Here is a 13,271-nt window from a genome sequence, read left to right on the forward strand (position 1 = left end):
CGGCCGGACTCAAGCGCCGGCCGGCCACCGGTCACTGCCCGCCGATCACCTCGCCGTGGTCGTCGACCGCGCGCAGCTCCGGTCCGCGCACGAACGCGGTGACGGCCTCGTCCACGCTGTCCGCCACCAGGAACTCGCCGGCCGGGTGCAGCAGGAACACCCTCCCGTTCTCGTCGACGACGGCGTCGCTGGGCCCGTCCTCGTACCACAGGAACGGGAACACCGGCACACGGATGTCCGCGGCGAACTCGGCGAACAGGTCCACGAGTACCCGCCCGACGTCCGGCCACACCTCGACCCGGAAGCCGCCACCCGCGTAGCCCACCCGGGACAGCTGGGTGAAGCGCAGCCCGCCGAACTCCGCCAGGGCGGCCCGGGCCGCCGGAAACATCGGCAGCCGGCGCCCCGCGTCGGGATGTTCCTCGTACACCTTCGCCAGCCACTGCGACACCCAGGCCGACACGTCCCGGCCGGGCTGCCAGCCGGCGCCGGACAGCACCTCGCGTACCTCGGCCGTGAACCGCTGGCCGGCCCGGCGCTCCACCCGGTACCGCTCGGCGATGGCCTCCGCGGACAGCGACGGCCAGATCGACTGCTCGCCGGTCTCCTTGTCGATCACCAGCCGGGGGGCGCCGATCGTGGCCGGCGGGCCGTCCCGGGGCGGCGCGGGTGGCGGCAGCGGCCAGACCACGAAGCCGAGTTCGAACTCGTACAGGCCCACCGCGCCGCGGCTGGCCGGCAGGCTGGCCAGCGCCCACGGCCTGGCCAGCTCCGTCGCCTGTTCTGCGGTTACCACCAGACACCCTCCCCCGGATGGCCGCTACGCAGGTCCGCGTCGCGGCACGCCTCGGCGGCTCGGCCTCGCCCTCACGGGTCAGCCTGGCCTATCGTAGGCAGCCGAACGCCCTTTCGGCGCGTGGGGAGGATGGGGAGCCGCGCATGCCGTCCCGCCGGGAGCAGGTCCAGTCCTACCAGTACCTCATGCAGCGGGTCGTCAACGCGTTCGTCGCCGGGGAGACCGACCCGCAGCTGTCCCCCATGCGGCGGCTGGCCGGTGCCGGGTTCGCCGGCGTGATGATCACCGCCCTGGTGGTCGCCGCCGTCGGCGTCTTCGGCCTCATCAAGCACGGCGGCAACGCGTCGTGGCGCAACCCGCAGTCGGTCATCGTCGAGAAGGAGACCGGCACCCGCTACATCTACCGGGCCAACACCCTGTACCCGGTCGCCAACTACGTCTCCGCCGTGCTGGCCCTGGGCGGGGCCGGCAGCACCGTCTCGGTCTCCCGGGAGTCGCTCGTCGGCGTCACCCGCGGTCCGCTCATCGGCATCGTCGGCGCGCCCGACGCGCTGCCGCCGGCCGGGCGGGTCCTGGGCGCGCCGTGGACGGTCTGCGCGCAGTCCGGCACCGACGCGACCGGCGCCACCACGGCCACCAGTTGGCTGCTCGCCGGGCGCGCGCCGCGCGACGGCAAGGCGCTGGGCAACGCCGCGCTGATCGTGAAAGAGCAGTCGACCGGCGCCATCTACCTGGTCACGAACGGCCACCGGTACCCGCTGACGAGCAACCTGATGCTCGCCGCGCTGGGTGGCGACCAGCAGCCGCAGCTGACCGTGGACGATGCCTGGCTCGACGCGGTACCGGCCGGGCAGGCGATCTCGCCGATCGGCCTGGACGGGCGGGGGCGGCCGTCCACGGCGGTACCGGGCGCTCTGATCGGCCAGATCTACGCGGCGACCGGTGGCGGCGACACGCAGTACTACCTGGTCCGGGCGGCCGACCTGTTGCCGATGACGGCCGTCGAGGAGGCGACCGAACTGGCCGACCCGGCGACCGCGAGCGCCTATCCGGGCGCCACGCCGACCGTCAGGCAGGTCAACCCTGCCGAGATCGCCGGTGTACCCAAGGCCACCCGTCCGGCGTCCACCGATGAGAGCCCACCGGCGCGGATACCGACGATGGCGCGGCCGGACCCGAACGCGGCGGTGTGCGCGATGTACCGCGACGGCACGTCCGGGGCGACGCTGGCGTACGACGTGAGTCAGGCATCGTACGGCCAGGGTGTCGGGACCGGCGGCGACTCGGCGACCGCGGTCGTCGACCGGGTGGTGGTGCCCCCGGGTTACGCGGCGGTGGTGCGGGCACTGTCCTCACCGGACTCCGGCCTCGGGACGCTCTTCCTGGTGACCGACGAGGGCAAGCGGTACCCGGTGCCGGACGTGGAGCAGTTGTCCTGGCTCGGGTACGGGTCGGTGAAGCCGCTGAACCTCCCGTCGCTCGTGGTCTCGCGGATCCCGGTCGGGCCGAGCCTGGATCCCGCGGACGCGCAGCTTCCGGTGTCAGGTTCGTAGTTGCCCCTGTCCGGAAGTGGCATTCCTTCGATACCGTCGTACCCAACAGACGTGCCGGCGGGCACGATTCGGCAATGCCGCCCCGACGGGGAGGCGCGGACAGACCGAATGGAGGTGGGTCCGGGATGGCAGGCGATGGCGTAACCACCGATGCCGCGACGATGGCCAAGACCGCTCAGGAGATCGACGGCGCGGTGGACCGGCTCACAAGCATGTTCAACAAGCTGATGAACGAGCTGACGCCGCTGCAGTCCGCTTGGGTGGGTTCCGGCGGTTCGTCGTTCCAACAGGTCAAGGACCGGTTCGACGGTGACGTCGCCAACCTCAACGTGGCGCTTCGCAGCATCGCCGAGGCGGTTGGCAGCGCCGGCCGCGACTACACCGTCAGCGATGACGAGATGAAGTCGGAGATGCAGCGCGCGGGTGCGTCGGCGGGCGAGATCACCCAGGCACTCAAGCTCAACTGAGTCGAACGGGGAGGAACCATTGTCCGGCACGCAGATCGTCGTCCAGTTCGCCGCTTTGCAGCAGGCGGCTGACGACATCAACAGCGCACTGTCGTCGATGCAGTCCGAGTTGGACAACATAAACTCGCAGGTCCAGCCGCTGGTGCACACCTGGCAGAGCGAAGCCCAGCAGGCGTTCGTGCAGCGCAAGACGGAGTGGACGAACGCGGCGAACGACATCCACCAACTGCTGAGCGGCATCCGCGGCGCGGTCCTCAAGGCGGCCGAGATCATGCAGGCGCGCGAGAAGGCCAACGTCGCCAAGTTCCAGCACTGACACCGGGATCGAGCCGGCCGTCGCGGTCATGGGTGCGCGGATGCCCATGACCGCTGTGTGTCTGTCGGCCGACGTCCATGATGGCCGGCGTCCGTGATGGCGGGCGGCGTCGCCGGTCACCGCGGCGGGCTCACGCCTCCGCGGCCAACACGTGCACCACGCCGTTGGGGAACAGCGCGCACAACTCGGTCCTGCCGCCGTTCGTTCGGCTGAAGACGCGCACCGTCGCGGGGTCCGGGGCCGGCGGTGTGGGCTGCGCGCGGAGGTCGAACGCGGGCCGGACGACCAGGTCCTGCGCCGTGTTGCCGAGCCCACCGGTGATCTCGACCTGGGTGGTCGGGTGGGGCTTGCCGAGCCAGCCCAGTCCGGTGCCGGCGATCGTGGCACCGCCGCCGGTCGTCGCGCCGGGTTGCGACACCACGGCCCGGATGTTGGACGCTCCCCGGTCCGCGGCGAAATCGATGGCCGCCGTCCCGCAGTTCATGATCTTGGTGTCGATCACCACGCCGGCCGGCTCGGGCGTCTGCTGGGCGGCGAGGAGCTGGATGCCGATCTCCCGGATGGGGGGCGCCTGGTTTCCGCCGATGACCAGCCCACCCAGCCACCGGCAGTCACTGCGGGAGATGCGTACCCCGACGCCGCCGCTGATGTCGGCATAGCAGTTCATGCAGCCGATCGTGGGCGCCGCCAGTTCGAACGACACGTTCTGGTCGATGCCCCAGCCGTGGCAGTTGACCATCGACGTGCCGGCGCTGTCGCCGTCCAGCCGGAAACCGGCGCCGGCGTTCTGCGAACTGACGCAGTTGAGAAACATCGAGTCGTGCGGACCGTTGAAGCGGATCCCGTCGCCGCCGTTGTCGTGCGAGCGGATCGCGGTCAGCCGTGACTCCATCTGGTGCGAGGGCGCCGGCAGGGCACCGATCGGCGCCCACTCGCTGTAGATGCCGTCGTTGCGGCAGTCGAACGCGACGACCTCGGTCAACTCGTACCCGTACCCGTACACCCGCAGGCCGTAGCCGGCCTTGGGGTTGTGCGCCTTGTTGCCGTCCAGAGCCAGGTCACGGACGCTGAACATGGTGATGCCGCCGTTGTGGCCGGTGCCGGTCAGCGTGGCGAACCCGTCGGATTCGAGGATGGCGGAGTTGGCGCCGGGGTGGAGCCGCAGCGTGGTCGCGTCGCCGCCGGAGCCGCGCAGATGTACCCCGGAATACATGGTCAGCCGCCGGGTCAGGTAGGTGCCGGGCGGGAAGAACACCACGCCGCCGTGCTCCCGAGCGGCGGAGATCGCCTTCCGCAGGCTGTCCGTGTCGTCCGTGGTGCCGTCGCCCGCGGCGCCGAAGTGGCGCACGTTGAAGGCCGTCTCGGCGGACTGGCCACCGTCGTCCGAGTCGCCGTGGTATGCGGCGCCGACCACCGCCCCGCCGAGGATCGCCGCACCGGCGCCGGTCGCGAACGCGCCACCCCGGGTGAGCATGGCTCGCCGGGAGATCGCGGTGAGGGACCGCGGCAGCCGAAGCCGGTCGTCCCGAACCATGCGCCCCTCACACTCTCCCGGTCGAACGGGAAGCGGCGGGACGAGGGCTGTTCGATGCGACCACCCTGAGAGCGTATCCGAACCCACGACGGCGCAGGTCCGCCGGCACCCGGCGGGACAGGGTCCACTACTATGCAGCGCGGCCGGTGTCGGAGGACCCGCGATCAGCAGGGGGGCGCATGGCGACGACAGAGGCCGTCTCGAACGACATCGTCGATCGGACGAGACGCATCGAATTCCTCGAAGCGGTCCGCGGCATCGCGGCCACCCTGGTGGTCCTCCAACACCTGCTCGCCGACGAGTTCCCGGCCTACCAACGCTGGACCTACCACCACCTCGACCTCGGCCGCGTCGGTGTGGTCGCGTTCTTCCTGGTCAGCGGGTACGTCATTCCGCTGAGCCTGTCCGGGCAGACCCTGCGCACGTTCGCCACCCGCCGGTTCTTCCGGCTCTACCCCTCATACTGGGTGGCCCTCGCCCTCTACCTGGCCCTGCACTTCGACGAGATCGTGCGCCAGGTGGGCACGCCTGGGCTGGTCCTGAACGTGCTCATGGTGCACGGCATGGTGGGGATCGTCAGCGCGCTGCCGCCGGCGTGGACGCTGAGCATCGAACTCATCTTCTACCTCCAGTCCGCCGCCGCGAAGGCGGTACGCAGGCTGGACATCTCGGCGTACCTCGGCCTGGCCTGGCTGGCCCTGTACCTGCTGCTGTGCCTGGTCGAGTGGAAGACGTCCCGGGCGATGCCCACCACGCTGCCGGCGCTGCTGTTCACCGCCGGCGTCGGTCACGCGCTCTGGCTGCGGGACAGGTCGGGCTCGCGCGCCTGGCTTCCGCTGCTGCTGGCCGGCGTGGTACTCGTTCCGGCCGGCGCGGTGCTGGGTGCCGACCCCGACGGCCAGTGGCCGCCGTTCACCTACTCGGTCTCGTTCCTGGCGGGCATCGCGCTGTTCGTCGGCTGCCGCGCCCTGCGCCGTCACGAGTTCGGCCGGCCGCTGCTGTTCGCCGGCGCCATCAGCTACGCGGTATACCTGTTCCACCCGATCGTCATCGACATCCTGCACCGGCGCTCCGGCCTGCCCGACGGACCGGTCTTCGTCATCGTCAACCTGCTGGTCATCCCGCTGGTCGGCTGGCTGGTGCACCGGCTGCTGGAGCGTCCGTCGATCGAGACCGGGCGGCGGTGGACACGTCGGTGGGTGCCGAGCGCATCCGCAGGCAGTACCACATGACGACGAGCACCTCGGCGATCATCAGCTGGATGAACAGCCCTGCGGTGTGCCGGACAAAGGCGACCGACGCGGCGATGCCGGCCAGCGCGAGGACCCGGGAGCCGATGGCGGAGACCAGGAAGCGCCGGGGCGCCGCCCAGATCATGTGACGGACCGACAGCCAGGTGGACACGGTCGTCACCGCCTTGTACCCGCAGTAGGCCGCGACCGCCCCCAGGCCCACCGTCGCCAGGTCGTCCGCGAGCAGGTGCCGCACCCAGCGGCTGCCCAGCACGACGGCGCTGACCCCGACCAGCAGGACCACGGTGAGCGCCCGGGTGCCGGTGCGCAGCCGGCTGGACCGGCCCCCGACGATGTCCTCCCGAACGGTGGCGGCCAGGGCGACGTTGAACGGACCGAACGCCAACTCCATCGCGCGCAGGACCACGATCGCCTGCGGCCCGACGAGCCGGCCGGCGACCGACGGCAGCGCGACGGTGTAGACGAGGTCGACCCCGGCCGCCAGGCAGTACGCGGCGCCGATGCGCACGCTGCGCCAGATCGGCGGACGGACCTGCCCGGCGGCCGGGGACGGCTTCCGCAGCAACACCCAGCCGAGCACGATGACCTGGGCCGGCAGCGCCGCGAGGTCGATCCGGACGTGCAGCACCGCGAAGGCCGCGCCGGCCAGCACCGTACCGGCGGAGACGAGCTGAGGCACCAGGTTGGCGTACTCGCGGGACCGGGTCCGGGCCAGGGACCAGAACGCCGCCTCCAGGGGCAACTGGACGAGTACCGGCGTGATCATCAGCAGCCGGCTCACCGGGCCGGTGTGCGGCAGGGCGACCGCCGCCGACAGGTACGCCACCACGGCGACCGGCAGGATCGCCGCCGTACCGGCCCGGCGCGCCCACCGGTCGACGTTCCACTCCGCCGGTACCAGGCCGGCGGACAGCGGCCGGCCGACGAGCGCTTCGATCAGCGTGTACGGGATCGCGAACAGCGCGCCCTGGAGCGCGACGAGTGCCAGGTGCCGCCCGTCCGTCCAGGACGCCAGCAGGAACACGACCACGCTGGACAGCCGGCTGACCGCCTGAACCGACAGCTGGGAGCGTTGCAGGTGGCCGGCGGTACGGGCGAGGAAGCGCGCGCTCACGGCACCGTCTCGGGCCGGTGGCGCAGCCCGTACCCGACGAACACCGCGAGGCACGCCATGGCGCTGCCGTACTCCCAGCTCTCGATCAGCAGGAACGACGCGGCGAGCCCGGCGACCACGGCGATGTACAGCACGTCGCCCGGGTGGTCGGCGGATCGGCGGTACAGCCACACCAGCGCGGCCACGATCAACGCGACGAACGCCACCGCCACGACGGGACCGAACTGCAGCGCGACGCTGAGCACGTAGTTGTCGACGAACACCTGCGATCCGGCCGCTACCCGGGAGTTCGAGGCCGCGCCGACGGCGCCGACCCCCAGGCCGTACAGCGGTACGTCGCCGTGCAGCAGCGAGCGCCACACGTCGAGCCGCTGGATCAGGCTGTCCGCGCCGGTCGCGCCGACCGCCACGAACCCGACCGCGACCGCGACGAGCACCGCCAGCCCGAGCAGCCGCGAGCGGCGGCGCGCGGCGGCGCCGCCGGCCCGGTTCAGCACCACCCCGACGACCAGGCCGGCGACCAGCAGGACCGCGCCCGACCGGCTGGTGGACAGCGCCAGGCAGACCGCCGCGGCGGCCGCGCCGGCGTGCCAGGCCCGGTGCCGCGGACGGGAGTCCCGGGTCAGCCAGAGGCCGGCGTACCCGAGCAGGTACGCGCCCGCGAGCATGCCCAGCTCGGCGTTGAAGTCGGTCAGTCCGGGCGCCCGGAAGTTGCCGTCGATGTAGCGGATCGCGTTGCCGTCGGAGAGGCCCCAGGCGACCAGTCGCGGCGGGCCGATGATGAACTCGCCGACGGCGGCGAGCGCGTTGGCGATCATCGCCCAGGCGAGCAGGCCGACCAGCCGGGTGAGGTCGCGGGCCGACCGCGCGACGACCACGACCAGGACCGCCACGGGGAGCAGGACGTACCGGACGCCGATGAGGGTCTGCGGAATTCCGTGGTGCGCGAAGCCGACCAGCGCGGAGGCCAGGAGCACGGCCGCGGCGACACCCGCGGCGATCGTCTGGTTCCGGGACGGGCGCCACCGGATCGCGGTGAGGGCGAAGTGGAGGAACACCACGGCGGCCGCCGTGATGTCCAGCATGTAGTCGCGGTCACCGAACGCCGTGCCGACGACGGCTTTCACTCCGATCGCCCACAGCCCGAGCGGCATGCTGAGCACGACGATCGCGTACACCAGGCCGGCCATCGGCCGGCTCGCGACGAGCGCGAGGAAGACCAGCACAACCGGGAGCCAGGGCGACAGGCCGGCGAACGCGCAGGCGAGCGTCGCCATGACGAGCAGCGCCGCGCCACCGATGAGGATCCTCGCGTGGCGGCGCAACCAGGCGGCCGACGGCTCGACCCGGGCCTCGACTCCGCGTGCGAGATCGATCATGCCGCGCCGACCCCGGAGACCGTCGCGGCCTCGAGCGCCCGGTAAGTGCCGATCACCTCGTCGACGTGGCCGGCCCAGTCGAGTCGCTTGCCGTCCGCGGCGGCGGATGCCGACATCTCCTGGTACCGCTGCGCCGAGATCCCCGCCGAAGCACGCAGGGCGTCGCGGAGCCCGGCCAGATCCCCGAACCGGATGACGGAGTCTTCCGACGCGGCGGGCGGGCTGGCGATGTCGCTGCTGATGACCGGTCGCCCGGCTTTCAGCGCCTCCGCGCACGACATCCCGAAGGTCTCCAGGCACTGGCTCGGAAACACCAGCCAGCCGGCCTCTTGCATCGCCCGCACCTTTCCCGTGGTATCGAGATGGCCCAGATACCGGATGGACGGGCATTCCCGCACAGCCGCCTCGACCTCGTCACGCCGCGGCCCCTCGCCGGCGATCAGCAGGGTTCCGCCGACCTCACCGGCGACAGCGCGCCACGCGTCGAGCAGCATACTGATCCCCTTGTGCGGGCTGAGCGCGCCCAGGAAGAGGAAGACGTCCCGGCCCCCGGGTGCCCAGTCCCGCTCGGGCATCGGCAGCATCGGGGGAATGAGCCGGCCGGGGCGGCGCAGCGCCCGCGGCACGCGCGCGTTGACCAGATCGCGGGTGCGTTCGGACGGCCAGATCGGCGTCACGTCCCGCAACTGCCGCGCCAGCCAGGCGGCGCGCAGCGCGAGGAGCGCGTTCACCGGCGCTCCGCCGCCGCGTTGCGGCAGCGCGTTGTTCGGGTCGCGAATCGCGTGGTCGTGGACGGTGTGGCAGGTCGGGTACCGGCGCGACAGCCGGGCGACGGGCAGGATGCCGAGGCCCTGCCAGTTGTGCACGTGGACGACGTCCGGACGGAAGCCGTCCAGGTCGGCCAGGCTCAGCCCGGTCGGGTCGGCCAGGTCGCCGAGGTGGGTGAACACCTTCCGCAGTACCGGAATCCGGGCGGAGAACCGGCGCCGGACGGTGTGGTCGCCGGCCTCCCGGTGCTCGGAACCGCGGCAGAACACGCGAACCTCGTGCCCGCGCGCCACGAGTTCGCGGGACAGCTCCCGGACGTAATACTCGGCGCCACCCCGGACGGCGAACGACGAATGAACCATGGCGATCCGCACGGTGAGCCCCTAACCGAGAACGGGCGCCGCCGGAGCCCCCAGGACGAGCGCGGACAGTTCCTCGGTCGCCTCGCGCCAGGAGCGCCGGGCCGGCAGCTCACGCGGCGCCTCCGCCACACCCCGGCTCCGGCTGCGCTCCGTCGTTCCTACCTGGACGGTGCTCGCTTGGGTGAGTCGGGCGAGCGCGCGGGCCAGGGCCGCACCGGTCCAGCTGTCCATCTGGATCGCGGCGCCGCCGGTGGCCTCGGCCAGTGCCGGATCGGGCGAGATGACCGTGGGCGTACCGAGCCGCAGCGCCTCGGCGGCCGGCAGCCCGTAGCCCTCGAAGTGGCTGGGCATCAGGAACCCGGCCGCGCCGGACACCACCGCGACGTAGTCCTCGTCGCTCAGCCGGTCGAGGAACACGATCCGTCCGGCCGCCGGGGACGCCGCCGCGGCTTGTTCGAATTCCGGGATCCGCTGGCCCCCGGTGAGCACCGCGAGCACGTACCGCGGGTCGGACGCGAGCGCGTCGATGGCCAGCTCCACACCCTTGTGTGCGGCGTGGCCGGCGACGGCCAGGTACCGCTGGCCGCGCGCCTGGATCTCGGCCAGCGACGCGGGGAGCCGGCCGGGCCCGGTGGCGTCGACATCGCTGCCCGGGTGCCACACCGCGGTGCGCGCGGCCGGCACCCCGTACACGCCGGACAGGTCGTGCCGGGTGCGTGCGCTCACACAGATCAGGTGCGCCGAACGCCGGACCGCGGTCGCGTAGCTGACCCGCCGGTACTGGCGGACCGCCGCCGGGATGCCGTACGGCCAGAGCTTGAACGCCAGGTCGTGCACCACGGTCGTGACCGGCAGCCGGCTGCCGGCGATCGCGAGCGACGGGCTCAGTGACAGTACCCGCACCGATCCGCCGGACGATTCCCGCCCGGAACCGCGTGACGCGTGGCCGGTCGCCCGGCGCAGCGCGGCCGTGGCCGTGGCGATCGTGCGGGCCCGGCCGCCGGACTGTCCAGAGAGGACGATCACGTCGCCATCGCGTCCGGGCGGGACCGCCCAGGCCGGCGGTACCGCGACGAGTTCGAGCCGGTGCCCCGCCGGCCAGTGCCGCACGATCTCGGTGAGCACCCGGGTGATCCCGCCGGGGCCGACACCGCTGCAGTCGACGATCGTCGTGACCGGGCCCGCTGCCCGGCCGTCGACGTGTTCGCGGGCCACGGAGGCCGGTTCAGGCGGCGACATCCGCGATCCACTCCGCCATCCGGGCGTCGAACCGGTCCCGGGAAAACGTGCGGGCGTGCGCCCGGATCCGGTCGGTCGCCAGGTCCGGCAGGCGCCGGACCGCCTCCGCGTGCGGGCGCGGTTCGAGGGAGTCGACCAGGTACCCGGTCTCGCCGTCGACGACTGTCTCCAGCAGGCCGCCGCGGCGCAGGCCGATCACCGGGGTGCCGCACGCCTGTGCCTCGACCGGGATCATGCCGAAGTCCTCGTGCGCCGGAAAGAGCAGGGCGCGAGCTCCCCAGTACAGCTGGCGCAGCCGCTCCCGGCTGGGCCGCACCTCGACGGTGACCGGTACCGGAGCGACGGCGGCGAGCCGGCGCAGCCGGGCCTCCATCGGACCCGAACCCGCGATGACCAGCGGCAGCCCCGCCTCCGCGGCGATGGCGACGATCAGGTCGAAGTTCTTGTACGGCACCCACCGCCCGACCCCGAGCAGGTACTCCCGGGGCGCGTCGCGCTGCTCGGGCGGGCAGGTGGCGAAGAAGTCGACGTCCACCGGGGGGTTGATGACTGTCGCGTCGCGCTTCCAGTAGCGCCTGATCCGCGCCTGGACCTCGCGGGAGTTGGCCGCGTAGGCGTGCACGTGGCGGCTGAGCCGCACGTCGGCCGCCTGGAGCATCCGGCGCGGCGCGGCGAGCAACGGGTTGGCGCCGCGCCCGTCGAACGCCGGACTCCAAAGGTAGCGCGCCGGCGAGTGGACGTAGCTCAGGTACCGGGTGCGCTCCGGCGGGCCGAGCCGGACGGTGTGAGCGAACGCGTGCGTCGAGGAGATGACCACGTCGAACCTGGTCCGGTCCAGCGTCCGCCAGGCCAGCGGCATGACCGGGAGCGCGGCGGCCTTGCTGCGGCGCAGTGGCGTGCGCGCCAGCCAGGACTGGGACAGCGCCAACGTCCGGGTCGGCGCGTCCCGTTCGGCCCACAGCACATACCGGGCCGCGTGCGGGACCAGTCCGGCGATAGCGAGGAAGACCTGTTCCGAACCGCCGGTGGCGCTGAACCACTCGTGGACGACCGCGACGGTGCGGCCCTCCAGCAGGGTCATCAGCTGTACCGCTGCCACAGGTCGCGCAGCGGAGCCCAGCTGTTGCCGAGGTCCTCCTTGCACATCGCTTCCATCAGCAACGCGGCCGAACTGCCGTCGCGGTCCCACCAGATCCCGCACAGCGCGCGGCCGTCGCCGGTCTTCAGCGCGTACTCGACGTAGTTGCCCTTGGCGCCGCTGACACCGCCGTTGGTGGGCGCGGGCGGCTGCTGCCCGGGAGCCAGCGACCCGGTCGTCAGGTTGAGCTGCTCGCGGTACGTGCGCTCGGTGTTCAGCTCGTCCCGGGACTTGAACTGTGCGAACTGGACGTTGACGCCGCCGTACCGGCAGACCACGTATTTGCTCGCGTCGGCCGGCAGCTTCGGGCCGCCCGCGTCGTCGTTGGTCAGACACCCGCCGACGTACGGCAGCCACGGCTCCGCCAGCGGCACCAGGTCCCCAGAGAACTTCGGCCGGTTGAGCAGCATCTGGCTGGCCTCGAACGGGTTGAGCGCGGCGCTCGGCGCGGCCGACGGCGTCGCGTCCGGCTTGCCGCCCTGCGCGCCGAAAAAGTAGCCGCCCACGCCGACCAGGACCGCGACCGCCAACCCGATGGCCAGCCCGATGATGAACCGGGACCGGTTCGGCCGTGGTGGCGACGGCACGATCCGGGCAGGGCCGGCGGTCGACCGCGGGTCGGCCCAGGTCTGGAACGGCTGGTCCGGGGTGTGCGGCGGCTGCGGCTGTGGCTGTGGAGGCACCGAGACCGGGCCGGGTGCGAACGGCTGCTCCCCGCCCTGCGGTGGCGCGGAAACCGGGCCGGTCTGGAACGACGACGTCCACGGCGGTGTCGCCGACGGATCGCCCGCCGGCGGCCAGGACGGGTATGGCGTCGTGGCGAACGGCTCATCGGCACCCTGCGGCGGCGCGGACACCGGACCGGACGCGAACGGCTGGTCGCCCTGCCCGGACTGCGGCCCCCCGGAGACCGGCCCGGCCGGGACCGTCCAGGTGTGCGTCTCGGGATCGGCGCCGGCGGGCGGCCACGACGGCCCCGGCTGCTGCGGGTACTGCCCGACCCCCGGCGGCACGGGAGCGAACGGCGAGTCCGTGCCCGGCGGCGGGAATGGCTGGTCGCCGGGGTGCGGCGGCTGCGGTGGTTGCGACTGCGCGGTGAACTGCTGGTCGACCGGTAGGGCGGGCGCGGGCGGGTACGGCGACCCGGCGGACGGCGGCGCGAACGGCGACTCCGGGGCGGGCGGCCAGTTTTCCGGGGCGGGATTGTTCGCCGGCGGCACCGGTGCCTGCGGCGATCGCTGCCCGGGCACGGCGTTCGACCAGGGCGACTGCGGCTGCCCGCCGGTTTCTGCGCCGGAATCCTGACGCGCCTCATCGTTCACGAACCGGAGAGTACCAACCGGGTGCGAAAA

General features: G+C 72.6%; 12 protein-coding genes. 4 read left to right on the forward strand and 8 right to left on the reverse strand.

What is annotated here, in order from left to right; translation table 11 throughout:
* Positions 1 to 31: 31 nt before the first annotated feature.
* Entirely contained in the window at positions 32 to 796 is a 765-nt protein-coding gene (locus Raf01_RS11320; RefSeq protein ID WP_203917752.1) for an SUKH-3 domain-containing protein, read from the reverse strand.
* A gap of 143 nt (positions 797 to 939) precedes the next feature.
* On the opposite strand from Raf01_RS11320, the gene eccB reads away from it, so the two are divergent.
* The 3 genes from eccB to Raf01_RS11335 all read left to right on the forward strand — a co-directional run bounded on the left by eccB (position 940) and on the right by Raf01_RS11335 (position 3,132).
* The gene (gene eccB / locus Raf01_RS11325; protein WP_203917753.1) at positions 940 to 2,349 is read left to right on the forward strand and encodes a type VII secretion protein EccB; all 1,410 of its coding nucleotides are present in this window, start codon (positions 940 to 942) and stop codon (positions 2,347 to 2,349) included.
* Between the two features lie 125 nt (positions 2,350 to 2,474).
* Positions 2,475 to 2,816 (forward strand): WXG100 family type VII secretion target, encoded by a 342-nt coding sequence (locus Raf01_RS11330; protein WP_203917754.1) that lies wholly within the window; start codon positions 2,475 to 2,477, stop codon positions 2,814 to 2,816.
* Positions 2,817 to 2,835: 19 nt separating this feature from the next.
* A complete protein-coding gene (locus Raf01_RS11335) occupies positions 2,836 to 3,132 on the forward strand; it encodes a WXG100 family type VII secretion target (RefSeq protein WP_203917755.1) in 297 nt (98 codons plus the stop codon).
* 130 nt (positions 3,133 to 3,262) lie between these two features.
* On the opposite strand, the gene Raf01_RS11340 is transcribed toward Raf01_RS11335, so the two are convergent.
* Positions 3,263 to 4,666: a glycosyl hydrolase family 28-related protein gene (locus Raf01_RS11340; protein WP_239133525.1), complete on the reverse strand. Its 1,404-nt coding sequence runs from the start codon at positions 4,664 to 4,666 to the stop codon at positions 3,263 to 3,265.
* A gap of 179 nt (positions 4,667 to 4,845) precedes the next feature.
* On the opposite strand from Raf01_RS11340, the gene Raf01_RS11345 reads away from it, so the two are divergent.
* Positions 4,846 to 5,898 carry an acyltransferase family protein gene (locus tag Raf01_RS11345; protein ID WP_203917756.1) on the forward strand — a complete coding sequence of 351 codons (1,053 nt, stop codon included), beginning with the start codon at positions 4,846 to 4,848 and terminating at the stop codon, positions 5,896 to 5,898.
* Here Raf01_RS11345 and Raf01_RS11350 read toward each other — a convergent pair.
* The 6 genes from Raf01_RS11350 to Raf01_RS11375 are packed head-to-tail and all read right to left on the reverse strand — an operon-like array spanning position 5,783 to position 13,241.
* Entirely contained in the window at positions 5,783 to 7,033 is a 1,251-nt protein-coding gene (locus Raf01_RS11350; RefSeq protein ID WP_203917757.1) for a hypothetical protein, read from the reverse strand. The two genes, Raf01_RS11345 and Raf01_RS11350, sit on opposite strands and share 116 nt — an antisense overlap.
* A complete protein-coding gene (locus Raf01_RS11355) occupies positions 7,030 to 8,412 on the reverse strand; it encodes a hypothetical protein (protein WP_203917758.1) in 1,383 nt (460 codons plus the stop codon). The genes Raf01_RS11350 and Raf01_RS11355 overlap by 4 nt, the downstream gene beginning before the upstream one ends.
* Positions 8,409 to 9,542 (reverse strand): glycosyltransferase family 4 protein, encoded by a 1,134-nt coding sequence (locus Raf01_RS11360; RefSeq protein ID WP_203917759.1) that lies wholly within the window; start codon positions 9,540 to 9,542, stop codon positions 8,409 to 8,411. The genes Raf01_RS11355 and Raf01_RS11360 overlap by 4 nt, the downstream gene beginning before the upstream one ends.
* Positions 9,543 to 9,563: 21 nt before the next feature.
* On the reverse strand, positions 9,564 to 10,781 hold the full coding sequence (locus tag Raf01_RS11365; protein ID WP_203917760.1) for a glycosyltransferase family 4 protein: 1,218 nt from the start codon (positions 10,779 to 10,781) through the stop codon (positions 9,564 to 9,566).
* The gene (locus Raf01_RS11370; RefSeq protein ID WP_239133526.1) at positions 10,768 to 11,862 is read right to left on the reverse strand and encodes a glycosyltransferase; all 1,095 of its coding nucleotides are present in this window, start codon (positions 11,860 to 11,862) and stop codon (positions 10,768 to 10,770) included. The genes Raf01_RS11365 and Raf01_RS11370 overlap by 14 nt, the downstream gene beginning before the upstream one ends.
* Positions 11,862 to 13,241 (reverse strand): hypothetical protein, encoded by a 1,380-nt coding sequence (locus Raf01_RS11375; protein ID WP_203917761.1) that lies wholly within the window; start codon positions 13,239 to 13,241, stop codon positions 11,862 to 11,864. Before Raf01_RS11375 ends, Raf01_RS11370 begins: the two co-directional genes overlap by 1 nt.
* Between the last annotated feature and the right edge of the window lie 30 nt (positions 13,242 to 13,271).

Origin of the sequence: Rugosimonospora africana (assembly GCF_016862975.1) — a bacterium.
In the GTDB taxonomy this organism is placed as follows: Bacteria; Actinomycetota; Actinomycetes; order Mycobacteriales; family Micromonosporaceae; genus Rugosimonospora; species Rugosimonospora africana.

What these genes read in the sequence shown, in the direction of transcription:
- Raf01_RS11365 (WP_203917760.1), bottom strand. Translation starts at nt 10,781, where the DNA reads ATGTCGCCGCCTGAACCGGCCTCCGTGGCCCGCGAACACGTCGACGGC.
- Raf01_RS11360 (WP_203917759.1), bottom strand. Translation starts at nt 9,542, where the DNA reads ATGGTTCATTCGTCGTTCGCCGTCCGGGGTGGCGCCGAGTATTACGTC.
- eccB (WP_203917753.1), top strand. Translation starts at nt 940, where the DNA reads ATGCCGTCCCGCCGGGAGCAGGTCCAGTCCTACCAGTACCTCATGCAG.
- Raf01_RS11340 (WP_239133525.1), bottom strand. Translation starts at nt 4,666, where the DNA reads ATGGTTCGGGACGACCGGCTTCGGCTGCCGCGGTCCCTCACCGCGATC.
- Raf01_RS11355 (WP_203917758.1), bottom strand. Translation starts at nt 8,412, where the DNA reads ATGATCGATCTCGCACGCGGAGTCGAGGCCCGGGTCGAGCCGTCGGCC.
- Raf01_RS11370 (WP_239133526.1), bottom strand. Translation starts at nt 11,862, where the DNA reads ATGACCCTGCTGGAGGGCCGCACCGTCGCGGTCGTCCACGAGTGGTTC.
- Raf01_RS11330 (WP_203917754.1), top strand. Translation starts at nt 2,475, where the DNA reads ATGGCAGGCGATGGCGTAACCACCGATGCCGCGACGATGGCCAAGACC.
- Raf01_RS11345 (WP_203917756.1), top strand. Translation starts at nt 4,846, where the DNA reads ATGGCGACGACAGAGGCCGTCTCGAACGACATCGTCGATCGGACGAGA.